The organism is Streptomyces sp. BI87 (assembly GCF_025957665.1).
In the GTDB taxonomy this organism is placed as follows: domain Bacteria; phylum Actinomycetota; class Actinomycetes; order Streptomycetales; family Streptomycetaceae; genus Streptomyces; species Streptomyces albidoflavus.
In genome coordinates this window covers 4,299,730-4,325,174 of the sequence record NZ_CP110079.1, presented here as the reverse complement: position 1 = coordinate 4,325,174, position 25,445 = coordinate 4,299,730, and the positions used below count along the sequence as shown (strand labels likewise).

Sequence of the window (25,445 nt, the reverse complement as noted above, 5' to 3'; positions counted from 1 at the left end):
TCTTCGGGGGATCAGGCGGCGGAGGCGGCCTGGCGCTCGGCCGCCTCGACGACGTTGACGAGGAGCTGGGCGCGGGTCATCGGGCCGACTCCACCCGGGTTGGGGGAGAGCCAGCCGGCCACCTCGGCGACGCCGGGGTGGACGTCGCCGACGATCTTGCCGTGCTCGTCGCGGCTGACGCCGACGTCGAGGACGGCGGCGCCGGGCTTCACGTCCTCGGGCTTGACCAGGTGCGGCACCCCGGCGGCGGCCACGATGATGTCGGCGCGGCGCAGGTGGGCGGCGAGGTCGCGGGTGCCGGTGTGGCACTGGGTGACCGTGGCGTTCTCGGAGCGGCGGGTGAGCAGCAGCGGCATCGGGCGGCCGATGGTGACGCCGCGGCCGACGACGACCACCTCGGCGCCGTTGATCTCGACGCCGAAGTGGCGCAGCAGCGTGACGATGCCGAACGGCGTGCAGGGCAGCGGCGCGGGCTCGCCCAGGACGAGGCGGCCGAGGTTGGTCGGGTGGAGGCCGTCGGCGTCCTTGGCCGGGTCCATGAGTTCGAGGATGCGGTTCTCGTCGATGCCCTTGGGGAGCGGGAGCTGGACGATGTAACCGGTGCAGGCCGGGTCCTCGTTGAGCTCCCGGACGACCGCCTCGATCTCCTCCTGGGTGGCGGTGGCGGGCAGTTCGCGCTGGATGGAGGCGATGCCGACCTGGGCGCAGTCGCGGTGCTTGCCCGCGACGTACTTCTGGCTGCCCGGGTCCTCGCCGACCAGGACGGTACCGAGGCCGGGCAGCACGCCCTGGGCTCGGAGAGCGGCCACACGCTGGGCCAGCTCGGACTTGATCGCGGCCGCGGTGGCCTTGCCATCGAGAATCTGGGCGCTCATGCCCCCATCCTCGCGGATGCGCGCCCTCCGCCGCCAATCCGGGCCGGAGTACGGACGGAGGGGCGGGGAGGGTGCCGTCCACGGGCGGTCGTTTTCGGCCAGCTGGTCCGCTCCGCCCGAATGATCACGGAGGTTGCACTTGCACAACGTCCACGGCTGGTGACTGGACAAGACCCCGGTGCATTGAGAACGATGATGCGCAGACAGTGCCGCGGGCAGTGCCGGGGGGAAGCGCCGCTTACGTCTTTCATCGCAACCTCCTGCGCGGGCCGCGCGTCCCCGCGCTTCAACGGAGGAATCCCGCCATGAGTTTCGGCGACCCCAACAATCCTTACGGCCCCCCGCAGGGCCAGCCGCAGCAGGGCCAGCCCGGCGGTTACGGTGCGCCGCAGGGCGGCCAGCCGGGCTACGGCGCTCCCCAGGGGCAGCCGGCCTACGGCTACCCGCAGCAGGGCGGCGGCCAGCCGGGCCAGCCCGGTTACGGCTACCCGCAGCAGCCGGGGTACCCGGGCGTCCCGGGGATGAAGCCGGAGATGCCCGGTCTGATGAAGACGGCCCGCGTGCTGCTCTTCATCGTGGCCGGTCTCCAGATCCTGCTCGGCCTCGTCCTCGGTGTCGCCATCGGCGCCGCCAAGGACGTCGCCAACGGCATGGAGACCAGCGCCGCCGACGGCCTGGTCGGCCTGGGCTACGCCCTGGTCTTCTTCCTGCTCGCGCTGGCCGTCCTCGCCATCGTGCTCGGCGTGAAGTTCTCCACCGGCGGCTCCGGCATACGCATCACGACCATCGTCTACGCCTCGCTGATGCTGCTCGGCTCGCTGAGCAACCTCTTCGCGGGCGAGGGCGGCTCCGCCACCTTCGGCGGCATCATCGCGCTGGCGATCTACGGCATCATCCTCGCCGCGATGGTCAACAGCCAGGCGTCCGTCTGGTTCAACCGCCCGCGTTACTGACCCGCGCGAGCAGTTGAGACGGCCGAGGGCCGCGCCGCCCGCTCGGGGACGCGGCCCTCGGCCGTCTCGCGTACCGGTCAGTGGAAGAAGTGACGGGTCCCCGTGAAGTACATGGTGACGCCGGCCTTCTTGGCGGCCTCGACGACCAGTTCGTCGCGGACCGAGCCGCCGGGCTGGACGACGGCGCGGACGCCGGCCTCCAGCACGATCTCCAGCCCGTCGGGGAAGGGGAAGAAGGCGTCGGAGGCGGCGAAGGCGCCCCGGGCGCGCTCCTCCCCGGCCCGCTCGACGGCGAGCTTGGCGGAGTCGACGCGGTTGACCTGGCCCATGCCGACACCGACCGAGGCGCCGCCCTTGGCGAGCAGGATCGCGTTGGACTTGACGGCGCGGCAGGCCCGCCAGGCGAAGGCCAGCTCGGCCAGTTCGCCCTCGCTGAGCGCGTCGCCGGTGGCGAGCGTCCAGTTGGCCGGGTCGTCACCGGGCGCCTGGAGGCGGTCGGCCTCCTGGAGGAGGGCGCCGCCGTCGATCTGCTTGGTCTCGACGGTGGCGGCGGGCGGCTCGGGGCAGCGCAGCACCCGGATGTTCTTCTTGCGGGTCAGCGCCTCCAGGGCGCCGTCCTCGTAGTCCGGGGCGACGATGACCTCGGTGAAGATCTCCGCGACCTGCTCGGCCATCTCCCGGGTGACGGGCCGGTTGACGGCGATGACGCCGCCGAAGGCGGAGAGCGGGTCGCAGGCGTGCGCCTTGCGGTGGGCCTCGGCGACGTCACCGGCGATGGCGATGCCGCAGGGGTTGGCGTGCTTGATGATCGCTACGCACGGGTCCGCGTGGTCGTAGGCGGCGCGGCGGGCGGCGTCGGTGTCGGTGTAGTTGTTGTACGACATCTCCTTGCCGTGCAGCTGCTCGGCCTCGGCGAGGCCGCCCTCGCCGAGGGTGTAGAGCGCGGCGGGCTGGTGCGGGTTCTCGCCGTAGCGCAGCACGGTGGAGCGGGTCAGGGCGGAGCCGAGGAAGTCGGGGAAGCCGCTGTCGTCGGCCGCCGCGTAGTCGTCGGCGAACCAGGAGGCGACCGCCACGTCGTACGCGGCGGTGTGCTGGAAGGCCTTGGCGGCGAGCCGCTTGCGGGCGGCCAGCTCGAAGCCGCCGTCGCGGGCGGCCGCGAGGACGGCGCCGTACTGGCCGGGGTCGGTGACGACCGCCACGGACGGGTGGTTCTTGGCGGCGGCGCGGACCATGGAGGGGCCGCCGATGTCGATCTGCTCGACGCACTCGTCGGGGGTGGCGCCGGAGGCGACGGTCTCCCGGAACGGGTAGAGGTTGACGATCACCAGCTGGAACGGCTCGACGCCCAGCTCGGTGAGCTGCTCGCGGTGGCTGTCCAGGCGCAGGTCGGCGAGGATGCCGGCGTGGACGCGGGGGTGGAGCGTCTTGACCCGGCCGTCCAGGCACTCGGGGAAGCCGGTCAGCTCCTCGACCTTGGTGACGGGGACACCGGCGGCGGCGATCCGCCCGGCGGTGGAGCCGGTGGAGACCAGCTCGACGCCCGCCTCGTGCAGCCCGCGGGCCAGCTCCTCCAGGCCCGTCTTGTCGTAGACGCTGACCAGCGCGCGGCGGATGGGCCGCTTCGTACCTTCGGCGGTCACGGAATCAGAACCTTTCGTCCCTCAATGCGGTGGCCGTTGCGGGCCAGACGCCCCACGACCTCGACGAGCAGCGTGCGCTCGACGTCCTTGATGCGTTCGTGGAGGGCGGCTTCGCCCTCCGCCGAGTCGTCCTCGACGACCTCGACCACGCCCTGGGCGATGATCGGGCCGGTGTCGACCCCGTCGTCGACGAGATGAACGGTGCAGCCGGTGACCTTGACGCCGTACGCGAGCGCGTCGCGTACGCCGTGGGCTCCGGGAAAACTGGGGAGCAGCGCGGGGTGGGTGTTGACCACCCGGCCGCCGAAGCGGGCGAGGAACTCCTTGCCCAGGATCTTCATGAACCCGGCCGAGACGACGAGGTCCGGCTCGTACGCGGCGACCGCCTCGGTCAGTGCCCGGTCCCAGGCCGCCCGGTCGGGGTGGTCCTTGACCCGGCACACGAACGAGGGGATTCCGGCGCGCCCGGCCCGCTCCAGTCCGGCGATCGCGCCCCGGTCGGCGCCGACGGCGACCACCTCGGCCCCGTACGCCCCGGCGCCCTCGGCGGCGATGGCGTCGAGGAGGGCCTGAAGATTGGTCCCGGAGCCGGAGACGAGGACGACGAGGCGCTTCGGGCGTGAAGACGCGGCGCTGGGAAGCGGCGAGGCCACGACGGGGGCCTTTCTACGGTGACGCCGGCCGTGCGGGCACGGCGCGTACGGGCGGTGCGGGAGGCGCTGCCTTGTCCGCTCGGACGCCTTTGTGCGGTCGTACAAAGGTCGCGCTCTCCGCGATACGGGGAACTCTACGAAGCTCCCGACCGTCAGCAACGATACCGGCACACTCACCGGCCCCCACGGGACGGGGGCCCGAGGGGGCGGTAGCGTCTGGGAGGGGTCCCCAGGGGGCCCTCGGGCCCGTCCCGGCAGCACACCACCCGCACCGGATCACCGGATCACCACCGAGGGAAGACACGCACCTGATGCCGGACCGACGCTCCGCCGCGAGCCTCCGCCTCCCCCTGCCCACCGCCGCCCCCGGCTTCGGGGGCCTCGCCCTGCCGGGCGCCGCCGCGACGGCCCCGGAGGGGTGGGGCGTGGTGGCGGTCAGGGAGAGCTCGGAGAAGGAACGGAAGTCCTCCTCCGAGCCGGAAGGCCGTTCCGGGTCGGGGTCCGACTCCGGTTCCGGCCAGTCGGACAACCCGTTCGCGCCGCCGCCCGAGGGCCGGCCCGACCAGCCGTGGAAGCCCCGGACGCCCGCCGGCGGCTCCGAGGACGGTTCCGGGCAGGGTGGCGGGGGTGGCCGCTGGAGCGACCGCCAGCCGGGCCGCTCGCCCAACCCCTTCGGTTCCGGTTCGCGCGACGGCAGCGGCGAGGGCCGCCCGCCCGGCCCCCGCTGGGACCCGCGCGACCCCGGCCAGCGCCGCGCCCGGTACGCCCTGCTGTCGGGCATGTGGTCGTTCTTCTTCGCCCTCTTCAACTGGCCCTCGGTCGCGCTGCTGCTCGGCGCCCTCTCGGTGTACTGGGGCGTGACCTCGCTGAAGATGCGCGGCAAGCCCGCCGAGGGCGCCGACGGCGAGGCACGCGAGGAGCGCAAGCCGGGCGAGAGCGCCCCGGCGCCCACCGACTCGGGCACCCGCCAGCAGACCACGGCCGCCGTCAGCGGCCTGGTGACGGCGGGGCTGGGGCTCGCCCTGGTGGCCGCGATGTTCAGCGCCCGGATCGTCTACAGCGACTACTACTCCTGCATGGACGACGCGCTGACCAACGCCACCCGCGACACCTGCGAGAAGCACCTCCCGAAGGACCTGCGCCCGCTGCTGGGCGTCAACACCGAGAACAACGGCTGAGCGACCAGCACGCGTGAGCGGGCGGACGGGGCACTCCCGTCCGCCCGCTCACGTGTCTCACCCGCGCCCTGGCGGCCGCTCCCCCGGCGGGTCCTGCGGTTCGGCGGGCAGGGCGCGCCAGTCCTCGGGGCCGTGGGCCGGAAGCTGGTCGTACAGGTCGTACGAGGTCCCGAAGGAGCCGCCGAGCGCGGCCACCGGGTCGGGACGGGAGACCCGCTCCCACCAGTCCAGCGGGTCGACGCGTTCCGGGTCGTCGTCCTCGGGCTCGTCCGCGTCCGTGGCGTCCCGGGGTTCGTCCTCCGCGCCGGGACCGGGCACCGGGTCCGTACCGCCGTCCGCCGCCCCCGGCACCGCCAGCCCCGTCCCCGTCATCGCGATCCCGAAGAGCCCGGCCCCGGCCCACCGGCCGCCCCCGGCCCCGGCCCCGGCCCCGCGCGGCTTGCGGGTGCGCAGCCGCCAGGCGCGCAGGGCGAGGGCGGTGGGGACGCCGAGGAGCAGGGTCCAGGCGAGCGCGGCCCCGCCGGCCGCCCACCAGACGGGGCCCAGCTCCGCCAGCCGCCCGGTCCCGAGCGGGCCGCCCGCCGCCCGGGCCGCGCCCGCGCAGACCAGGCCGGCGACGAGGGCGGCCAGGGCGGCGGTCCCGGCGGTGACCGAGGCCGGCCAGGGCGGGGGCGCTCCGTCCGTGCCTGTACCGGAGGAGCGGTCCGGGGCCGCCGCGCGCCCCGTGAACCAGCCCGCGGTGATCCCCGCCACCACCGGGATCGCGGCGCAGGCCCAGGTCAGCGGCGTGCCTGGCCCGTCCGGCGGGAACGCGGCGAGCAGCGGGAAGGGCGGCAGGGCGGGGCCCGAGGTGGCGGCGAGCGGCGTCACCAGGGTGTCGGTGCCGACCTGGAACCCGGTGCCGAGCGCGTAGGCGGCGCCCCAGATCACCGCGTTGGGGAGGAGGGCGAGGGCGAGCAGGAGGACGGCGAGCCGTCCGGACCAGACGTCGGTGAGCATCAGGTACGAGGCGCGGGCCGGTTCCCAGTGCAGGGTGAGCGAGACGCCGACGAGGACGGCGCCGCCGCCCGCGAGGGTGAGGGCGGCGGCGAGCCCGGCCCGGCAGGCGGTGGCCCCGCGCCGCCCGGTCAGCGCCGCGCGGACGCCTCCGAACCGGCCCTCCGGCCCGGCGGGTGACGGCACGTCGGCGACGCGGCCCCGTACCGAGCGGAGTCCGGTGAGGGCGGCGGCGAGCGCCAGCAGCGGCAGGTGCCAGGCGGCCTCACGCAGGGTGGGGCGCAGCTCGCCCCCGGCGGCGTAGAGGGCGGCGAGGGCGCCGACGGCGGTGTAGCCGCCGGTGACGCCCCAGACGACGGTGCGGGCGGGGATCTCGGGGGCCTCGGGTGTCTCGGGTTCGGCGGCGTCCCGGGCGGCGCGGCGGACCAGCCAGAACGGGAGGAGGGCCAAGAGCAGCGGGGTCAGGCCGAGCGGGGCGGGGACGCCGGTGAGGGTGTCGGCGCGGGTGAGGCCGACGCCGTGGCCCAGCAGCCACAGGCTCACGGCGGTCCCGGTGGCGCCGCCGGGTCCGCTGTCCGGGTAGGGCGAGCCGATCCAGAGCGCCATGACCACCACCGCGTACGCGCCGAGGCTCAGACCGGCGGCGACCGCGCCGCCGAACAGACACCCCGCCAGGGCCGGCGACCGGTCGCGGAGGCGGTCGGCAAGTGCCCGGAGACGGGCGGCGGGTGAAAGGGAGTCATCGGTCATTCGGGTCACACCGGTCATGCTCCCAATGCCACGGAGGGGATGCGCGCAACAGGCGAAGTCCGGAGGTGTCGCCGAAGATACGGTTATGTACTTTTCCGTACGGACGGGTGGGGTGTGCCCGCGCTGCCCGTGCCCTCTGCCTGTCCTGGCGGTCCCGGCCCCTGCTGTGGAGAACGCGACATGACGAACCGTCCCGCCCCGACGCTCCCGGCCCCCGCGGAACGCCGGAGACTCCGCGAGGCGGCCTCGCTCAGCCAGGCGGCGCTGGCCGCGCGGATGAGCGTCACCAGCACGACCATCCACTCCTGGGAGACCGGGCGCACCACCCCTCGCGGCCGCGCCCTGGAGGCGTACGCCACCTTCCTCACCACCACGGCCGACCGCCCCGGACCGGCCGGAGAGCCCGTCAGGAAGCGGCGAACGCAGCCGGGGACGGCGGCCCGGAAGGGCGAGGACAAGGCCCGGAGGGAGGTGGTCAGGGAGGCCGAGGCCCCGCCGGAACCGGCTCGCGCGGAGGCGTCCCGCCCGCGTCCCGCCCGGCCGGAACCCCCGCGTCCGTCCCCGCGTCCCCCGCGGCCGACCGGGGCGAGCCCCCGTGAGGCGTTCGACGCGCTCTACGCCTCCTGCGCGGGGGTGCTCGTCCGGCAGGCCTATCTGCTGACGGGCCGGCACACCGTGGCGGTGGAGTCGGTGGAGCGGGCGTTCCAGCTGGCCTGGGCGCGGTGGCCGGAGGTGGCGGTGGACCGGGACCCGGCGGGGTGGGTGCGGGCCGCCGCGCACGAGTACGCCCTCTCGCCCTGGCACCGGATGCGGGCCGCCCACCGCCGCCCGGCCGCACCCGGCGCCGCCGTCCCGCCGCCCCGCGGCCGCGCCGACCACGACCTGATGAACGCCCTGCTCTCGCTCGCCCCCCGCCACCGCCGCACGCTGCTGCTCTACGACGGCGTGGGCCTGGACCTCCCCGAGACGGCGGCGGAGACCGAGGCGACCACCCGCGCCGCCGCCCACCGGGTGCTCTCGGCCCGGGCCGCCGTCGCCGAGCGCGTCCCGGCCCTCGCCGACCCGGCCACCCTGCACCGGCGACTCGACGCCCTCTCCCCGCTGGATGCGGCCACGGAGGAGCAGGGGGCGCTCATCCGTACGGTGGGTGAGCGCAAGGTACGCCGGTGGACACGGTCGGCCGTGGCGCTCACCGCGGTGATCGCCGGGGCGACCGGCTTCTGCGTCAGCGTCGCCCCCGACCACTACGTCCGGCCGCCCGCGGCGGGCCAGGCGATCACCGGGGTCCCGCCGCACGCGGGACCCGGCCCCCTCTCGGAGGAGGACCGCTCGCTGCGGGAGAAGCTGCGCGAGCACCCGGCGGCCGGACCGGAACGAGTCAGGCCGCTGCCGCGCTGAGCACCGCCCGTCCCCGGGGACGCCTGAGGGCCCGCACCCCCTGCCGGGGGTGCGGGCCCTCAGGCGTCGCTGGTCGCGCCGTCAGGCGCGGGACCGGTCCGCGCGTCAGCCGGCGAGGATCGCGCGGGCGAGCTCGGCGGTCTCGGTCGGGGTCTTGCCGACCTTGACACCGGCGGCCTCAAGGGCCTCCTTCTTCGCCTGGGCGGTGCCGGAGGAGCCGGAGACGATGGCACCGGCGTGGCCCATGGTCTTGCCCTCGGGCGCGGTGAAGCCCGCGACGTAGCCGACGACCGGCTTGGTGACGTTGGCCTTGATGTAGTCGGCCGCACGCTCCTCGGCGTCGCCGCCGATCTCGCCGATCATGACGATCAGGTCGGTCTCGGGGTCCGCCTCGAACGCCGCGAGGGCGTCGATGTGCGTGGTGCCGATGACCGGGTCGCCACCGATGCCGACGGCGGAGGAGAAGCCGATGTCACGCAGCTCGTACATCATCTGGTAGGTCAGCGTGCCGGACTTGGACACGAGACCGATGCGGCCGGGCTTGGTGATGTCGCCCGGGATGATGCCGGCGTTGGACTGGCCGGGGGTGATCAGGCCGGGGCAGTTCGGGCCGATGATCCGGGTCTTGTTGCCCTTGCTCGACGCGTACGCCCAGAAGGCGGCCGAGTCGTGCACGGCGATGCCCTCGGTGATCACGACGGCCAGGCCGATCTCGGCGTCGATCGCCTCGACGACGGCGGCCTTGGCGAACTTCGGCGGGACGAAGATGACGCTGACGTCGGCGCCGGTCTTCTCCATCGCCTCGGCGACCGAGCCGAAGACGGGAACCTCGGTGCCGTCGAAGTCGACGCTGGTGCCGGCCTTGCGCGGGTTGACGCCACCGACGATGTTGGTGCCGTCACCCAGCATGAGCTTGGTGTGCTTCATGCCCGTGGCACCGGTCATGCCCTGGACGATGACCTTGCTGTCCTTGGTGAGGAAGATAGCCATGGTGTTGGAGTCCCTCGTCCTTACTTCGCAGCCGCGAGCTCGGCGGCCTTGTCGGCCGCACCGTCCATGGTGTCCACGCGCTGCACCAGCGGGTGGTTCGCGTCCGACAGGATCTTGCGACCCAGCTCCGCGTTGTTGCCGTCGAGGCGCACGACCAGCGGCTTGGTGACGTCCTCACCCTTGGTCTTGAGCAGCTCCAGGGCCTGGACGATGCCGTTGGCGACCTCGTCACAGGCGGTGATGCCGCCGAACACGTTGACGAAGACGGACTTGACGTCCGGGTCGCCGAGGATGATCTCCAGGCCGTTCGCCATGACCTCGGCGGAGGCGCCGCCACCGATGTCGAGGAAGTTGGCGGGCTTCACGTTGCCGTGCTTCTCACCGGCGTACGCGACGACGTCCAGGGTGCTCATGACGAGACCCGCGCCGTTGCCGATGATGCCGACCTCGCCGTCGAGCTTGACGTAGTTGAGGTTCTTGGCCTTGGCGGCGGCCTCGAGCGGGTTGGCCGCGGCCTTGTCCTCAAGGGCCTCGTGATCGGGCTGGCGGAAGTCGGCGTTCTCGTCGAGCGAGACCTTGCCGTCGAGGGCCAGGACCTCACCGGAGGCGACCTTGGCCAGCGGGTTGACCTCGACGAGGAGCGCGTCCTCGGCGACGAAGGTGTCCCACAGCGTCACCATGACCTCGGCGACCTTCTCGGCCACCTCGGCCGGGAACTTCGCCTGCGCGACGATCTCGCGGGCCTTCTCGATGGTCACACCGGTGTTGGAGTCGACCGGGACCTTCGCGAGGGCCTCGGGGGTCTTCTCCGCGACCTCCTCGATGTCCATGCCGCCCTGCACCGAGGCCATGGCCAGGAAGGTGCGGTTGGTGCGGTCGAGGAGGTACGAGACGTAGTACTCCTCGACGATCTCGGGAGCGGTCTCGGCGATCATCACCTTGTGGACCGTGTGGCCCTTGATGTCCATGCCGAGGATGTCGGTCGCCCGGGCGACCGCCTCGTCGGGGGTGGCGGCCAGCTTGACGCCACCGGCCTTGCCGCGCCCGCCGACCTTCACCTGGGCCTTGACGACGGACTTGCCGCCCAGCCGCTCGGTCGCCTCGCGGGCCGCCTCAGGCGTGTCGATGACTTCACCGGCCAGCACCGGTACACCGTGCTTGGCGAAGAGGTCCCTCGCCTGGTACTCGAACAGGTCCACGCGCGTCCGTCCCTTATCAGTGGTCTCGCCGCTGTGCGGTCGATGGTCTGCATGGGCGTGCCGCGGCGGGCAACGTGACTGCGCACTGTCACAGGGGAGGCGTACTCGGTCACCGGTACGCGGCATGTCCGTCTGGCAGGTTAACGCCGCCGCCGTGCCGCCTCTAAATCGCAGATCACACCTGAGCGGTGATACCTGTCACAGAGTGCCGCCACTCCTCCCCGGCCCGGCCCGGTCCCGGTCCCGCGCCCGGGAGACCCCCGCGCCCTGTGGTTCCCGCCGCCGAGGTGTCCTCACGGGCAGACCGGACGCGGGGGCCGGGACGGCGGGAACGGGGCCCCGGCTCCAGTCGGCCGGCTGATCGACTTCGCCAGGGGCGAACGGGCGGGACAGGAGGGCGGGCGCGGGACACCGCCGACCGGTGCCCTCAGGCCGCCGCCCCCTCCGGTATCGGGATCGTCCCCTTCTCCAGGGCCGCAGCCATGACGTCCGGGAAGAGGTCGGGGGTGCAGGCGAAGGCGGGGGCACCCAGTGCCGCGAGGGCCGCCGCGTGCTCGCGGTCGTAGGAGGGGGCGCCCTCGTCGGAGAGGGCGAGGAGGGTGACGAACTGGACGCCCGCCGCCTTCATCGCCGCGACCCGCTTCAGCATCTCGTCCTTGATCCCGCCCTCGTAGAGGTCGCTGATGAGGACGACGACGGTGTCGGCGGGGCGGGTGATCCTGCTCTGGCAGTAGGCGAGGGCGCGGTTGATGTCGGTACCGCCGCCGAGCTGGGTGCCGAAGAGGACGTCGACCGGGTCCTCCAGCTGGTCGGTCAGGTCGACCACGGCCGTGTCGAAGACGACGAGCCGGGTCGCGAGCGACCGCATCGAGGCCAGCACCGCGCCGAACACCGAGGCGTACACCACCGAGGCGGCCATCGACCCCGACTGGTCGACGCAGAGCACCACTTCCTTCTTCACCGCCTGCGAGGCCCGGCCGTACCCGATCAGCCGCTCCGGCACGATCGTGCGGTACTCGGGGAGGTAGTGCCGCAGGTTGGCGGCGATGGTGCGGTTCCAGTCGATGTCGTGGTGGCGCGGGCGGCTGATCCGGGCGCTGCGGTCGAGCGCCCCCGTCAGCGCGGTCCGGGTCCGCGAGGCCAGCCGCTTCTCCAGCTCCTCCACGACCTTGCGGACCACGGCCCGCGCCGTCTCCTTGGTCTCCTCGGGCATCGCCTTGTTCAGCGACAGCAGCGTCCCGACCAGGTGCACGTCGGCCTCGACCGCCTCCAGCATCTCCGGCTCCAGCAGCAGGGCCGCCAGCCCGAGCCGGTCGATGGCGTCGCGCTGCATCACCTGCACCACCGAACTGGGGAAGTACGTCCGGACGTCCCCCAGCCAGCGCGCCACCGACGGCGCCGACCCACCGAGCCCCGCCCCCCGCTCCGCCCCCGCCTTCAGCCGCCCGTCCTTCCCCTCACCTCGCCCGTACAGCGCGGCCAGCGCCTTGTCCATCGCCACGTCGTTCCCCGCCGGCACGTACCCCGTACCGTCCGCGGGCCCGCCACCGAGCACCATCCGCCAGCGCCGCAGGCGCTCCTCCTCCCCGCGACTGGCCGGCACCGGGCCGACGCCACCGTCCCCGGGCACGTCGCTCGCGTGGGCCGGCTGAGCCGTCCTGACCTCGGTCATCGCTGGGTTCCTTCCGTCACGTGGGGCCGGCTGGGGCCGGGCTTCGGGTACTGGGTGCCGGGGGTCGGCCGGTGGGCGCCGTCGACGCTCGGCCTGGTCATCCGGAGCCCCCGTCCCCCACGCCCACCGGCACCAGCTCGCCCAGGAGGTGGCGCAGCACCTCGGTGACCGCGTCGGCGCGTCCGGGGTCGAGGCCCGGGCCGAAGCCGTCAGCCGGGGTGCCGGGAAGGAGCTCGGTGCCGGGGACCGGGCTGCCGCGGCGGACCAGTTCGCCGAGGGTGCGGCGTATGCCGGTCTCGTAGGCGGAGAAGGTGCGGCGCAGGAGGGGCAGGACGTCGGTGAAGGCGGTGGCCGGGACCGCGGCGAGCCAGGTGTCCAGCAGATGGCGCAGGCGTTCGTCGTGGACGAGGAGCATGCCGCCGCCGGCCGCGCCGCCGAGGAACCCCTCGATCCAGGCGGCCGCGTCCGGGGGCGGGGTGCCCGGGGAGAGGGCGAGGCCCATCCGCCGGGCCACCGCGTCCTCGTCGAGGGTGCCCTCGTCGAGGAGGAGGCGGACCGCACGTCCCCGGACCAGGCCGGGCGCGCTCTCCCGGTCGGCGATGTTCCGCAGCACCGCCCGCCAGCGCTGCCGCAGCCCGGGGCCGTCGACCTGGGCGGCGGCGGTGTCGGCGAGCAGCCCCACCGCGGTGTGCACCGCCTCGATCTGGCGCCGGAGTTCCTGCGCGCCGTCGGTGTCGAGGCCGGTGCAGGCGGGCGGGAGGCCGACGAAGACCCGCTCGGCCAGCCCGGCGGCGACCTCCGCGAGGGAGGCGGTGTCCGTGCCCCGTACGTCGCCGTACCGCACCGACCGCACCAGGGCGGGCAGCGCCTGTGCCAGGTGGCCCACGTCGGTGTCGAGTGCGGCGCGGTCGGCGAGGGCGCGCATGACCTCGGGGAGCGCCTCGGACAGCTCGGCGCGCAGGCAGAGTTCGGCGAGGGCGGTGATGTCGGCGAGGTGGGTGGCCGAGGTGGCGTCGGCGCGCGCCTTGGCGGTGGCGGCGGAGGCGACGGTGGTGCCCCAGACGCCGGCCTCGGCGACCCGCACCGCGAGTTCCGGCTGCCAGGAGAGGCGCCAGCTCTCCCGGAAGGTGCCGGTGCCGGAGCGTGCGGCGGCCGGTGTGCCCCAGTCGACGCGCAGCAGGCTGAGGCGGTGGAGCAGGCGGCTGCGGGCGGCGTCGTTCTCCTTGCGGAGGTCCAGGTCGATCTCGCGGTCCGCCGCCTCGGGCTTGAACCGCAGGCTCCGCTGGAGGCGTTCCAGGTCGCGCTGGAGCGGCACGGCCGGTGCGGCGGCGGGGACTTCGCCGAGGACGTCGCCGACCGTCAGCCGGTCCTCGATCAGCGCGAGGGGCACGTCGGAGCCCTCGCAGAGGACGGAGCGGATCGCGTCGGTGGTCTCGGTGAGCCCGGCCAGCGGCCGGCCCCGCAGCGTGGCGAGGGCCCCGGCGAGCCGGACGGCCTCGATGACGTGGGCGGAGGAGATGTGCCGGCCCTCCTCCCGGAGCAGCCCGGCGACCTTGGTGAGCCAGCGCTCCACCGGCCGGTCGGGAGCGGAGAAGAGGTGGCCGTACCAGCCGGGCGAGGCGATCCCCGCGCCGTATCCCCCGGCCCGGGCGAGCCGGCGGTGGGTCCACGGCACCCAGGTCAGGCCGGTCTTGACCTTGGGAAGGCCCTTGAGCAGGGCGCGGTCGGCGGTGAGCGTGGTGCGCAGCGCCAGGGCCGGCACGTGCCAGGCGCCGCAGATCACGGCGACGGAGTCCCCGTGCTCCTTGCGGGCGGCCTTGAGCCGGACCCGCATGTGGGCCTCGCGGACGAGGTCGCGGGCGTGTCCGCCGTCCCCGAACTCCTCGCGCAGCGCGCCCATCGCCTCGCCGAGCGCGCGGAACGAGGCGAGCGCGGCCTCGCCCGCGTCGTCCTCGGCGCCGCTCCCGTGGCCGCCCCGGTGCTCGACCACGTCCTCCCACCAGCGCTCCGGGTCGTCGTAGCCGGCGGCGTCGGCGAGGACGGCCAGCGGGTCCACCCGCAGGGCCTCGGGATGCGGGCGCGCGGGGTGCTCCTCCTTGCCCGCCTCCCCCACCTTGTCGGCGTCGGTACCGGCGCCGTCGTCTTCGGCCTCGTCCGCCGCGCGCAGGGCCAGCGTGTGGGTGGCGGGGAGGTCGATGAAGTGGACCGGGACGCCCCGGTCCAGGGCCCAGCGCAGCGCGACCCACTCCGGGGAGAACTCCGCGAACGGCCAGAAGGCGGAGCGGCCGGGGTCGTCGGTGGCGTGGGCCAGCAGGGCGACCGGGGGCCGCATCTCCATGTCGGCGGCGAGGTGGGCCAGTGCGTCCGCCTCGGGCGGCCCTTCGATGAGGACGGCGCCGGGCTGGACCGCGTCGAGCGCGGCCCGCACCGACCGGGCCGAGCCGGGCCCGTGGTGCCGTACCCCGAACAGCCAGGGCCCCCGCGTCCCCGCCTGACCGCCGGCCGGCTGCCGCATCACCGTCCCCCTCTCCTCGCTCACGCTGCCCCCGTCCGTCACGTCGCCGGTCACGCGCTGACCTCGCGGCAGGCGCGGTAGAAGTCCTTCCAGCCGTCCCGCTCGCGGACGACCGTCTCCAGGTACTCCTGCCAGACGACCCGGTCGGCGGCCGGGTCGCGGACGACGGCGCCGAGGATGCCGGCGGCCACATCGGTGGGCCGCAGGACGCCGTCGCCGAAGTGGGCGGCGAGCGCCAGGCCGTTGGTGACGACCGAGATGGCCTCGGCGGTGGAGAGGGTGCCGCTGGGCGACTTGACCTTGGTACGGCCGTCGTCGGTGACCCCGCCGCGCAGCTCGCGGAAGACGGTGACGACCCGCAGGATCTCCTCGGTGCCGTCGGGCAGGCGCGGCAGGTCGAGGGAACGGCCGAGCTGCTCGACCCGGCGGGAGACGATGTCGACCTCCGCCTGGACGCTCTCCGGCAGCGGCAGCACGACCGTGTTGAAGCGGCGGCGCAGAGCGCTGGAGAGTTCGTTGACCCCGCGGTCGCGGTCGTTGGCGGTGGCGATGAGGTTGAAGCCGGGGACGGCCTGGACCTCGGCGCCCAGCTCGGGGATGGGCAGGGTCTTCTCCGAGAGGATCGTGATGAGGGTGTCCTGCACGTCCGCCGGGATACGGGTCAGCTCCTCCACCCGGGCGGTCATACCGTCCGCCATCGCCCGCATGACGGGGCTGGGCACCAGGGCGTCCCTGCTGGGGCCGTGGGCGAGGAGCTGGGCGTAGTTCCACCCGTACCGGATGGCTTCCTCGGGGGTGCCGGCGGTGCCCTGGACCAGAAGGGTGGAGTCGCCGCTGACGGCGGCCGCCAGGTGCTCGGAGACCCACGTCTTGGCGGTGCCGGGCACGCCGAGGAGGAGGAGCGCGCGGTCGGTGGCGAGGGTGGTGACGGCGACCTCGACGATGCGGCGCGGCCCCACGTACTTCGGGGTGATCACCGTGCCGTCCGGCAGGGTGCCGCCCAGAAGATAGGTCGCCACCGCCCACGGGGAGAGGTTCCACCGGGCCGGACGGGGGCGGTCGTCCTGGGCCGCGAGGGCGGCCAGCTCACCGGCGAAGGCGGTCTCGGCGTGCGGCCGCAGCGCCTCCTGCGGGGCGCTCTCCGCCTGCCGCTTGTTCGAATTCTCCATGTCGTCCGTCCCCCGCTGCCCGTTCTGCTCCGCCGCCGTACGCGCCACGTCACCCGCGGCCTTCCCGCTCTCCACCGACACGCTCATTCCCACGATCCCCCTTCGGCCCGATTGCTGGTGTCCACCGTGCACCCCGCCACTGACAATCGCTCTGACCTGCGTCGATGACGGATTGTCAGTGGCGGGCCCTACCTTCGACGACATGACTCAGCAGGGGGTGCGCTGGGCGGCGGAGCAGGTGCTGGCACTTGCTCCTGACGCGGCGTCGCGCAAAGCGGGAAGCAGACTCGGCGCTTCGGGCCCGTGGTCCGAAGCCGGATGTTCGAATGAGGGGGCGGTGTGGGGACTCTGCAAGGGCAGCGGCAGCAAGCCCTACCGGACGGTGGTCGACACGACCGGTCCGGCGTACCAGTGCAGCTGCCCGAGCCGGAAGTTCCCCTGCAAGCACGCGCTGGGGCTGCTCCTCCTCTGGAGCGACCCCGAGGGGCCGGTCGCGCCCGGCGACGGTGAGGGCGCGCCCGACTGGGCCCGTACCTGGCTGGCGGGCCGGGCGGAGCGCACCGCCGGGAAGAAGACCGCCCCGGCCGCTCCCGCCGACTCCGGGGCGGCGCGCAGGCGTGCGGAGCAGCGCGCCGAGCGGGTCTCGGCGGGCGCCTCCGAGCTGGAGCAGCGCCTGGAGGACCTGCTGCGCGGCGGGTTGGCCGCGGCGGAGCAGTCCGGGTACTCCCTCTGGGAGGAGACGGCGGCCCGCATGGTCGACGCCCAGGCGCCGGGGCTGGCCGCGCGGGTGCGGGAGCTGGGGGCGATACCCGGTTCGGGGCCGGGCTGGCCGGTGCGGCTCCTGGAGGAGAGCTCGCTGCTGTACCTGCTGGTGCGGGCGCGCCGTCGGCAGGCCGAACTGCCCGAGGCGCTCTCCTCGGTGGTCGGCGCGCGGCTGGGCCTGCCGGTGCGCGCGGAGGGCCCGCCGCTCCGTGACACCTGGCTGGTCCTCGCCCAGTACGACACCGCCGACGCCCGCCTGACCACCCGCCGCGCCTGGCTCCACGGGGCCACCTCGGGCCGGACGGCGCTTCTCCTCTCTTACGGGGCCGCGGGAAAGGCACCGGAGCTGACCCTTCCGGTCGGGCTGGCCATGGAGGCGGAGCTGACCTGGTTCCCGCGCGGTACCGGGGGGCGGGCGGAGCTGGGCGAGCGGTTCGGCACCCCGGCCGTCCCTTCGTCACGCCCCACGGGGGTGGACGTGACGGAGGCGCTCGGCCGGTACGGGCAGGCCGTGCGGGAGGACCCGTGGACCCCGCACTGCCCGGTCGCCCTCGGCCCGGTCGTCCCGGCGCCGCTCCCCGACGGCCGGGGCTGGCAGCTCGTCGCCCCGGACGGCTCCGCCGCACTCCCCGTGAGTGCCTCGGCCGCCGCGGGGCCGGGCCTGTGGCGCTTGGTCGCGCTTTCCGGCGGCGCCCCGGTCACGGTCTTCGGCGAGTGCGGCCACCGGGGGTTCACCCCTCTGTCCGCGTGGGTGGAGGGGGACGAGGCGGTGGTGCCGCTGAGTTGAGGAATGGCCCGGCGGTCACGTGCGGGCAGCGGGCACCGCACTGGCAACCGGCTTCGCGGGCGGTACGAGAACGGGCCCGGCGAGCGGACTCTGCCGGGGCGCAGAGCGGGCACGTGCGCCCCGAGCGGCGAGTGGCGAGTAGCAAGTGGCGAGCGGGACGAGAGGAAGCGGGGGCAGACCGGTGCGGAGGACGGCGGACATGCGTGACGAGATGGTGGGCGCGGCCCAGCGGGTGGCCGAGCAGGGGGCCCGGCAGGGTGAGGCGGGCGTGCGAGACACGACAGAGCCCGTCGGTCCACGCGGCGGACCGGCCGGCACCCCCGTCGAGCCGGACGGCGGACCAGCCGTCAGCCCCGGCGTGCGCGAGCGGCGGCCCGGCACACCCGCACGCCCGGCCGACGCCCCCGGCCTGAGGGACGCGGCAGCCCCGGAAGGGGCCGGCGACTCCGGCCCCGGCCCCGAGGCGGGCAACGAGGCCGGCCCCGAGGCAACCTCCGCGAACGGAACCCCTCCCCACCCCCTCCCCTGGGAGGAACTGGTGAAGACCGCGCTGCTCGGGACCGACCGGCGGGCCGCTCCCGTCCGGGCCGGGGCGGAGGGGAACGCGCCGGGGGCCCTGCTGGCGGCCGCGGCGGTGCGGACGGTGCGGTACCGGGCGGGGCTGCGGCCGGCGGCTCCGGCGGGTGCGCCGCTGTCGGCGGCGAGGCCGGACGAGCGGCCGCCGCTGCCCCGGGCCGCGCGGAACCGGCTGGCGCAACTGCTGGCGGTACGGACGGCCGGGGGGACGGACCGCAGAGGAGCGGCCCCGGATCTCACGGAGCTGCTGCCGCAGTGGCTGGCGACGGCGCTCCGGCAGGGGTTCGCGGCCCCGCACGATCTGCTTCCGGCCCTGCTGGACGCCGCACGGGCCCGGACCGATCTGCGGCCCGCCGCGCTGGCCTTCGCGGGGCCGCGCGCCCTGTGGCTGGCGCGGCTCAACCCGGCCTGGCGGTTCGCGCTGCGGGGTGTGCCGGGCGGGGCGGCGGGCACACCGGCGCCGGAGGACGCCGAGGGGGTGGCCCGGTTGTGGGAGGAGGGGCTGTTCGCCGAGCGGGTGGCGCTGCTGGGCACCCTGCGGGAGCGCGACCCGGCCCGCGCGAGGGAGTTGCTGGCCACGACCTGGCGTACCGAGCGCGCCGAGGACCGTCTGCTCTTCCTCGACTCCCTGCGCGCCGGGCTCGGCGAGGCGGACGAGCCCTTCCTCGACGAGGCGCTGGCGGACCGCAGCCGTAACGTCCGGTCGACGGCTGCCGAGTTGCTCTCCGCGCTGCCGGGGTCGGCGCTGGCCGGGCGGATGGCCGAGCGGGCGGCCTCCTGCGTCAGTCTCGCCCTGACCGGCGAGCCCCGGATCACGGTGGAGGCCCCGCACGAGTGCGACGCGGGGATGGAGCGCGACGGCGTGGCCGCCAAGCCGCCCGCCGACCGGGGGGAACGCTCCTGGTGGTTCGGCCAGTTGGTGGAGGCGGCCCCGCTCGCGACCTGGCCGGCGCGGCTCGGCGGGCGGACGCCGGAGGAGGTGGTGGCCCTGCCGGTGGACGAGGGATGGCAGAGCGAGCTGCACGGTGCCTGGTGCCGGGCGGCGGTGCGCCAGCGGGACGCCGCGTGGTCACGTGCCCTGCTGGGTGCTCCCGGCTCGCCCGTGGCGGACGGGCCGGGAGCGGTCTCCCTCGCCGAGCGGGCCCAGTTGCTCGGGGCGCTGCCCGACGGAGAACGGGCCGCGTGGGTGGCCGGGTTCATCGCGGCGCACGGGCTCTCCGACTCGTTCCAGCTCCTCGCCACCTGCACGGCCCCGTGGGCCGGGCCGCTCGGCGCTGCCGTGGTCGACGCGCTCACGACGGCGCGCCGGGCGGGCGGTTACCCGTGGAGCTACAGCGGCATCATGGGCCTCGCCGAGCGCTGCCTCGACCCGGCGGAGGCCCCGCGCCTCGCCACCCTCGCCCAGCCCGACCCGCCCGTGGCCGACCCGCCGGCCAACTCCACCACGGCCTACTGGACGGACGCCTTCGCACGCCTCACCGGCACCCTCCGCCTGCGCGAAGCCATGCACGCCGAACTCACCCGGGCCCCGGCGTGAGCGCGAGCCTGAGCCTGTGCCTGACGAGGGGCGTGTCCTACTTCTCCACGCCCTTCTCCACGCCGATGTTGGCCCGGACCCACTCCACGATCGCCCCGGTGGTCGCCCCGGGCGTGAAGATCTCCGCCACCCCCTTCTCCTTCAGCAGCGGGATGTCCTCCTCGGGGATGATCCCGCCGCCGAAGAGGCGGATGTCGGCGGCCTCGCGTTCGGCGAGGAGCTCGATGACCTTGGCGAAGAGCGTGTTGTGGGCGCCGGAGAGTACGGAGAGCCCGATGGCGTCGGCGTCCTCCTGGATGGCGGTGTCCACGATCTGTTCGGGCGTCTGGTGCAGCCCGGTGTAGATGACCTCCATGCCCGCGTCACGCAGGGCCCTGGCGATGACCTTGGCGCCCCGGTCATGGCCGTCGAGCCCCGGCTTGGCCACCACCACGCGGATCGGTCCGGCTGCCACACCCATCACTGCCTCCATGTAGCGAGATGTCCGCGCACCCTCACGGGCCGGGAATGTGAACGAACGTTATCGCCAGCCTCGCCCAACCGGCAGTTTCGGGGTCGGGCGCGAGGGGGAAATCACACGTGGGACACGGATGGCGAGGCGGCAGGACGCACCCGCCTCGTACTCAGGCCGGAGGTCGGCCCATGTCAGCACTGTCGCCGCCCTTCCCCCTCCTCTCTCCTTCCCGTCTCGCCCCTCTCCTCCGTCTCCCTTCGTTCGTCCGCCTCCCCGGCACACCGACCGCCTCGCACACCCCGGGGGCGTTACTGCGCGCGGCCGCGCTGGAGTTGTCCGTCCTGGTGGCCCATCTCGCGCTCTACCCGACCGGGTTGGCCGCCGAGCGGCCGGCGGACGAGGCGGACACGGCCGGGCCGTCCGCCCCCGCCTCCCCACGCCTCCCCCTCGCCCCGCTCCCCCCGGTCGTCCTCCTGCACGGTTTCGCCGACAACCGTTCCGTCTTCGTGCTGCTGCGCCGGGCCCTGCTGCGCGACGCGGACGGCACAGCTCGGCGCCGGACGGTGGTCTCCCTCAACTACTCGCCGCTGACCTGCGACATCAGGGCGGCCGCCGAGCTGCTGGGGCGGCACGTCGAGGAGGTGCGCAGGCGGACCGGGGCGGATCGCGTGGACGTGGTCGGGCACAGCCTCGGCGGCCTGATCGCCCGCTACCACGTGCAGCGGCTCGGCGGGGACGCCGCCGTCCGCACCCTGGTGACGCTGGGCACCCCGCACAGCGGTACGCGCGTCGCACGCCCCGCCGACGTGCACCCGATCGTGCGGCAGATGCGGCCGGGGTCGCCGGTGATCGAGGAGTTGGGGCGGCCGGCGCCGGGATGCCGGACGCGGTTCGTCGCCGTCCGCAGCGATCTCGACCAGATCATGGTCCCGACGAGCACCGCCCGGCTCGACCATCCCGACCTCCGCGTGGAGAACGTCCTGGTCACCGGCATCGGCCACCTCGCCCTGCCCGTCCACCCCACGGTCACCTCCCTGGTGCGCGAGGCGCTGGCCGCCCCCGCCGGGCAAGGGGCCGACACCAGGGCGTACGAGGCCCCGGGTGCGCCGGAAAGCGCCGGCGGCACGGTCGCCTGAGCCCTCGCGGGCCGGGCGGAGGCACCGCCGGGCGGCCGGCGGCACCCAGCCCACGCGGTGCAATGCCGTGGCCATCACCTTGCGGCAGGAGTCGCCCCGCCACGCCCGATTGACCCCGTTCACCCCGCTTCGCCGTCTCGCTCCCATGTCGGGGAGGACTCGAAACGGCAACGGACGCAACCATCCGGCCGCCCGCCCAGCGCCCGCACCGGCCCGCCGCATTCGAACAAGAATCGAATCTCCGGCCAAGCCTGCGCCCGCCGTCCCCCGAAAGGCGACCGAATGCCCCTTTCTCAACGCCAGGAAACCTGCCGAAGATTGTCGGCTCCGCGAACCGGCGGGTACAGTCGCCGCACTGCTCTGCCTCTGGGGGTGCCCCACGCCAGACCCCCAGCCCTGCTGTCGAGGCGAAAGAGAAGTTGGTGAACGACCGTCACCCGTCGGGGAGCACGCACACCCCCGACCCGGCTCCAGACGCCGACTACACGCAGTACGCCACGTACGACCAGCAGAACGCGCAGTTCGGCTACACCGGGTACGAGAGCTACGGCACGCATGCCCAGGACCCGGGCGCCTATGCGGGCGACCCCGCCTACGGCTCCGGGACGAGCGGGCTCTACGGCAACGCGGGGTACGCGACCGGGGCCTACGACACCGGCCAGTACGACGCCACCCAGTGGACGGACGCCGGCCAGGCGGCCACGCCGGCCGAGCAGCACACCCAGACTTTCGACCCGTACGCGGCGCAGCAGACGCCGTACGACACGGGCACGTACGACACCTCGGGCAGCGGGACCGCCTACGGCACCGGTACGTACGACACCACCGCCCTGGGGGCGGCCTCCGGCTACGAGCAGGCGGATCTCTCCGGCACCCCCGCCCAGACGACCGGCACGTGGACCCCGCCGGGCACGTACGACGCCACCGGCCAGTTCGAGACCGGGCAGTGGGACACGACGGGCCAGTGGGAGACCGGCCAGTGGGACACCACGGGCCAGTGGGACCAGGCCACCGGCACTCCGGCCGCCGCGCCCGAACCGGATCAGCACGCCTTCGAGACGGCCCCGTTCGAGACCGGCCAGTTCGAGACCGGCCAGTTCGACACGGTCCAGGACGCCACCGGGTACGCCACCGGCCAGTTCGACACCGGTCAGTTCGACACCGGCGAGTGGCAGACGGCGGCGCACCCCGCCGACGAGGCCGACGCCCGTGAACCCGCCCCGGCCGGGCGGGCCGGCGAGGACGACGCGCCGCACGCCTACGCGGCCGAGGACGACACGCCCGAGTCCTACTACGACCCGTACGAGGACGGCGACGGCGCGGGCGACGGCCGGTCGGCGGCTGTCGGACGGCAGGTCTCCCGGGGTGGCCGCTCCTCCCGGCGGCGTCAGCCCGCCAAGCGGTCGGCGCTGCTGACCGTGGCGGTGCCCTCGGTCTGCGTGATGGGCGTGACCGGGATCGCGGCGGCCTCCGTCGGTGACCTCGGCGGCGACGACCAGGACAAGGTGACGACGCAGGCGGCACCCGACACGAGCGCGGTCAAGCCCGCCGTCGCCAACCGCACGCTCGACACCCAGCTCACCAACCTCCAGGCGGACGTGAGCAGTTTCGCCGACCGGGCCAGCCGGACCCAGGAGCGCATCGACCTCAAGGAGCGCCAGGAGCTCGCCCGGAAGAAGGCCGCCGAGGACGCCGCCCGCGCCGAGCGACTGAGGCCGAAATTCGCCCTCCCGGTGGCGCAGCACGGCCTGAGCGCCTACTACGGCCAGGCCGGTATCAACTGGCTCTCCGTGCACACCGGCATCGACTTCCCCGTCTCGCACGGCACGCCGGTGATGGCGGCGACCGACGGCACGGTCCGCACGCAGTGGAACGACGCCTACGGCAACATGGTCATCGTCACCGCCAAGGACGGCACGGAGACCTGGTACTGCCACCTCTCCAGCACCACCATGCAGAGCGGCGAGGTCAAGGCGGGCCAGACCATCGGCCACGCCGGCACCTCCGGCAAGTCGACCGGCCCGCACCTGCACTTCGAGGTCCGCCCGGGCGGCGGCGCCTCGATCGACCCGCTCGCCTGGTTCCGCAGCCACGGCCTCGACCCGCAGTAGCCGCGGACCCCGCGCGCCGGTCAGGTGGCGGGTGCCTCGCCCCATTCCCAGGTGTCGACGACGCGCGGCCGGATTCCGTCGCCCGCGACCGGGTCGGACAGGACGCGGTCCGGGTCGATCAGGGTGACGGCATGGCCGTCGTGGGTGAGGCGGCGGACCGTTTCCAGGATCATCCGGCGGGCGACCGGGTTGATGGAGTACACCCGGGTGAGATCGAGGGCCACCTCGTTGTGGCCGGGCGGGGTGTGGGCGATGCCGTGCACGAGGCGTTCGGCGCCCGCGAACTGGATGGTGCCCTGGAGTTCGTAGACGAGGGCCGACCTGCCGGCCGGGCCGTGCAGGACGCGGCCGCCGCGCAGGACCGAGCGGGCCGGGGCCGGGGCCTCCATCAGGTGCAGGCCCATGTCGGCGGAGAGCCGTTCGCAGACGCGGACGCCGCGCACGCTGTTGCCGTGCCGGTCCAGGCGCGGGGAGAAGACGCCGATGCCGACCTGCCCGGGAAGCGCGCCGAGGATGCCGCCGGAGACGCCGCTCTTGGCGGGGATGCCGACGGTGGTGACCCAGTCGCCGGCCGCGTCGTACATGCCGCAGGTGGTCATGACGCTGAGGACCTGGCGGACCACCTCGCGGCTGACCACCTGTTCGCCGGTGACGGGCTGCACGCCGCCGTTGGCGAGGGTGGCGGCCATCAGGGCGAGGTCGCGGGTGGTGACCAGCAGCGAGCACTGGCGGACGTAGTCCTCGACGACGTGCGGGGCGGCCTCCTCGATGACGTCGTAGCCGCGCAGCATGTGGGCGATGGCGAGGTTGCGGTGGGCGGTCTCCATCTCGGAGCGGCAGACGGCCTCGTCGATCTCCAGCCGGCGCCCGGCGAAGGCGGAGATGCCGGAGACGACCCGCTCGAACCGCTCCTCGCGCGGGGCGCCGGGCGGGCCCGCGAGGGTGTGGGCGGTGAGGGCGCCGACGTTGATCATCGGGTTGCGGGGGCGGGCCGAGCCCTCCTCCAGCGACAGCTCGTTGAACGCCTCGCCCGAGGGCTCCACCCCGATCTTGGCGAGGACCGCCTCGCACCCCCGGTCGGCGAGGGCGAGGGCGTAGGTGAAGGGTTTGGAGATCGACTGGATGGTGAAGGAGGTGCGGCTGTCGCCCGCCTCGTAGACCGTGCCGTCGACCGCCGAGACCGCGACGGCCAGTTGCTCCGCGTCGGCGGCGGCCAGCTCCGGCACGTAGTCGGCGACGGCACCCGCCCGGTCGCCCGCGCAGGTCCGGAGGACCTCGTCCAGGTACTCGGGGATCGGTGACCGCACGGCTCGCTCCTCCCGGCGGCCGCCCGGCGTGCCCCTCCGGCCGCCTCGGGACCGCGCCCGCCCAGTCTGGGCGAAGCCTGGGCGGAAAGGAGGGCGCGACGCGATGATTTCCTGCCGCCCCACGGGTCTGTCCTGCCGCACCGTGTACGGGAACGCTGTACGCGCCGACCCTGGGGAGCTTCCGCCATGCGCATCGTCATCACCGAGTTCGTCAGCCTCGACGGCGTCGTCCAGGCGCCCGGCGGCGCCGCGGAGGACACCGACGGCGGCTTCGCCCACGGCGGCTGGTCGGGCCCCTACTTCGACCCGGAGATCGTCGGCGGCGCCTGGGACTCCGTGCTGGAGCAGGCCGACGCCCTGCTCTACGGCCGCCGCACCTGGCAGGGGATGGCGGCGGCCTGGCCGCAGCAGAAGGACGACCCGTTCGCCGACCGGATGAACGCGATCCGCAAGTACGTGGTCTCCGGCACGCTCGGCGAGGCCGACCTGACCTGGAACAACAGCACGCTGCTCGCCGGGGACAAGGCGCTGGACCGCATCCGCGAGCTGCGCGCGGGCGAGGGGCGCGACCTCCTCGTGCTGGGCAGCCCCTCACTGGCCCGGACGCTCCTCGCCGAGGGGCTGGCCGACGAGCTGCAGCTGATCGTCATGCCGGTGCTGCTCGGCGGCGGCAAGTCGCTCTACCCGGCGGACGGCGGCAAGCGCCCGCTGGAGCTGGTCTCCACCACGACCAGCCCCGCCGGCGTCAACGTCTGCACGTACCGGGTCCCGCACGAGGACTGACCCG

Annotated in this window: 19 protein-coding genes; 8 read left to right on the top strand and 11 right to left on the bottom strand. The window is 74.5% G+C overall.

Going from position 1 to position 25,445, the window contains the following annotated elements; all coding sequences use genetic code 11:
* Positions 1 to 11 precede the first annotated feature (11 nt).
* Positions 12 to 875 (bottom strand): bifunctional methylenetetrahydrofolate dehydrogenase/methenyltetrahydrofolate cyclohydrolase, encoded by an 864-nt coding sequence (locus OIM89_RS19260; protein ID WP_047138778.1) that lies wholly within the window; start codon positions 873 to 875, stop codon positions 12 to 14.
* A gap of 305 nt (positions 876 to 1,180) precedes the next feature.
* Here OIM89_RS19260 and OIM89_RS19255 point away from each other — a divergent pair, with 305 nt between their 5' ends.
* Positions 1,181 to 1,828 (top strand): hypothetical protein, encoded by a 648-nt coding sequence (locus tag OIM89_RS19255; protein WP_030695855.1) that lies wholly within the window; start codon positions 1,181 to 1,183, stop codon positions 1,826 to 1,828.
* A gap of 77 nt (positions 1,829 to 1,905) precedes the next feature.
* On the opposite strand, the gene purH is transcribed toward OIM89_RS19255, so the two are convergent.
* On the bottom strand, positions 1,906 to 3,468 hold the full coding sequence (gene purH, locus OIM89_RS19250) for a bifunctional phosphoribosylaminoimidazolecarboxamide formyltransferase/IMP cyclohydrolase (RefSeq protein WP_264491463.1): 1,563 nt from the start codon (positions 3,466 to 3,468) through the stop codon (positions 1,906 to 1,908).
* Positions 3,465 to 4,121: a phosphoribosylglycinamide formyltransferase gene (gene purN, locus OIM89_RS19245; protein ID WP_030695857.1), complete on the bottom strand. Its 657-nt coding sequence runs from the start codon at positions 4,119 to 4,121 to the stop codon at positions 3,465 to 3,467. Before purN ends, purH begins: the two co-directional genes overlap by 4 nt.
* 311 nt (positions 4,122 to 4,432) lie before the next feature.
* Here purN and OIM89_RS19240 point away from each other — a divergent pair, with 311 nt between their 5' ends.
* Entirely contained in the window at positions 4,433 to 5,299 is an 867-nt protein-coding gene (locus tag OIM89_RS19240) for a hypothetical protein (protein WP_264491462.1), read from the top strand.
* Positions 5,300 to 5,356: 57 nt separating this feature from the next.
* Here OIM89_RS19240 and OIM89_RS19235 read toward each other — a convergent pair whose 3' ends face one another.
* Positions 5,357 to 7,045 (bottom strand): DUF6350 family protein, encoded by a 1,689-nt coding sequence (locus OIM89_RS19235; protein WP_247860847.1) that lies wholly within the window; start codon positions 7,043 to 7,045, stop codon positions 5,357 to 5,359.
* Between the two features lie 180 nt (positions 7,046 to 7,225).
* Here OIM89_RS19235 and OIM89_RS19230 point away from each other — a divergent pair, with 180 nt between their 5' ends.
* A complete protein-coding gene (locus OIM89_RS19230) occupies positions 7,226 to 8,443 on the top strand; it encodes a helix-turn-helix domain-containing protein (RefSeq protein WP_175458091.1) in 1,218 nt (405 codons plus the stop codon).
* Between the two features lie 105 nt (positions 8,444 to 8,548).
* On the opposite strand, the gene sucD is transcribed toward OIM89_RS19230, so the two are convergent.
* The 5 genes from sucD to OIM89_RS19205 all read right to left on the bottom strand — a co-directional run bounded on the left by sucD (position 8,549) and on the right by OIM89_RS19205 (position 16,075).
* Positions 8,549 to 9,433 (bottom strand): succinate--CoA ligase subunit alpha, encoded by an 885-nt coding sequence (sucD, locus tag OIM89_RS19225; RefSeq protein WP_030304865.1) that lies wholly within the window; start codon positions 9,431 to 9,433, stop codon positions 8,549 to 8,551.
* Positions 9,434 to 9,453: 20 nt separating this feature from the next.
* Entirely contained in the window at positions 9,454 to 10,632 is a 1,179-nt protein-coding gene (sucC, locus tag OIM89_RS19220) for an ADP-forming succinate--CoA ligase subunit beta (protein ID WP_003948506.1), read from the bottom strand.
* A 427-nt stretch (positions 10,633 to 11,059) separates the two neighbouring features.
* Positions 11,060 to 12,304: a VWA domain-containing protein gene (locus OIM89_RS19215; protein WP_030695861.1), complete on the bottom strand. Its 1,245-nt coding sequence runs from the start codon at positions 12,302 to 12,304 to the stop codon at positions 11,060 to 11,062.
* Positions 12,305 to 12,401: 97 nt separating this feature from the next.
* Positions 12,402 to 14,819: a DUF5682 family protein gene (locus OIM89_RS19210; protein ID WP_264491796.1), complete on the bottom strand. Its 2,418-nt coding sequence runs from the start codon at positions 14,817 to 14,819 to the stop codon at positions 12,402 to 12,404.
* Between the two features lie 50 nt (positions 14,820 to 14,869).
* Positions 14,870 to 16,075 (bottom strand): ATP-binding protein, encoded by a 1,206-nt coding sequence (locus tag OIM89_RS19205; RefSeq protein WP_372587991.1) that lies wholly within the window; start codon positions 16,073 to 16,075, stop codon positions 14,870 to 14,872.
* A gap of 250 nt (positions 16,076 to 16,325) precedes the next feature.
* Between OIM89_RS19205 and OIM89_RS19200 the strand changes: the two genes are divergently transcribed.
* Together OIM89_RS19200 and OIM89_RS19195 are read left to right on the top strand one after the other, a co-directional pair.
* The gene (locus tag OIM89_RS19200; RefSeq protein WP_030695864.1) at positions 16,326 to 17,537 is read left to right on the top strand and encodes an SWIM zinc finger family protein; all 1,212 of its coding nucleotides are present in this window, start codon (positions 16,326 to 16,328) and stop codon (positions 17,535 to 17,537) included.
* A gap of 199 nt (positions 17,538 to 17,736) precedes the next feature.
* Positions 17,737 to 19,650: a DUF5691 domain-containing protein gene (locus OIM89_RS19195; RefSeq protein ID WP_264491461.1), complete on the top strand. Its 1,914-nt coding sequence runs from the start codon at positions 17,737 to 17,739 to the stop codon at positions 19,648 to 19,650.
* 37 nt (positions 19,651 to 19,687) lie between these two features.
* Here the strand turns inward: OIM89_RS19195 and OIM89_RS19190 are convergent, their stop codons facing one another.
* Positions 19,688 to 20,110 carry a cobalamin B12-binding domain-containing protein gene (locus OIM89_RS19190; protein WP_030695866.1) on the bottom strand — a complete coding sequence of 141 codons (423 nt, stop codon included), beginning with the start codon at positions 20,108 to 20,110 and terminating at the stop codon, positions 19,688 to 19,690.
* 182 nt (positions 20,111 to 20,292) lie between these two features.
* On the opposite strand from OIM89_RS19190, the gene OIM89_RS19185 reads away from it, so the two are divergent.
* A complete protein-coding gene (locus OIM89_RS19185) occupies positions 20,293 to 21,240 on the top strand; it encodes an esterase/lipase family protein (RefSeq protein WP_175458087.1) in 948 nt (315 codons plus the stop codon).
* A 422-nt stretch (positions 21,241 to 21,662) separates the two neighbouring features.
* The gene (locus tag OIM89_RS19180) at positions 21,663 to 23,351 is read left to right on the top strand and encodes a M23 family metallopeptidase (protein ID WP_247860843.1); all 1,689 of its coding nucleotides are present in this window, start codon (positions 21,663 to 21,665) and stop codon (positions 23,349 to 23,351) included.
* A 20-nt stretch (positions 23,352 to 23,371) separates the two neighbouring features.
* Here OIM89_RS19180 and OIM89_RS19175 read toward each other — a convergent pair whose 3' ends face one another.
* A complete protein-coding gene (locus OIM89_RS19175) occupies positions 23,372 to 24,658 on the bottom strand; it encodes a glutaminase (protein ID WP_247860842.1) in 1,287 nt (428 codons plus the stop codon).
* 186 nt (positions 24,659 to 24,844) lie between these two features.
* Here OIM89_RS19175 and OIM89_RS19170 point away from each other — a divergent pair, with 186 nt between their 5' ends.
* Positions 24,845 to 25,441, top strand: a complete 597-nt coding sequence (locus OIM89_RS19170; RefSeq protein ID WP_030695870.1) for a dihydrofolate reductase family protein — start codon at positions 24,845 to 24,847, stop codon at positions 25,439 to 25,441.
* Positions 25,442 to 25,445 lie beyond the last annotated feature (4 nt).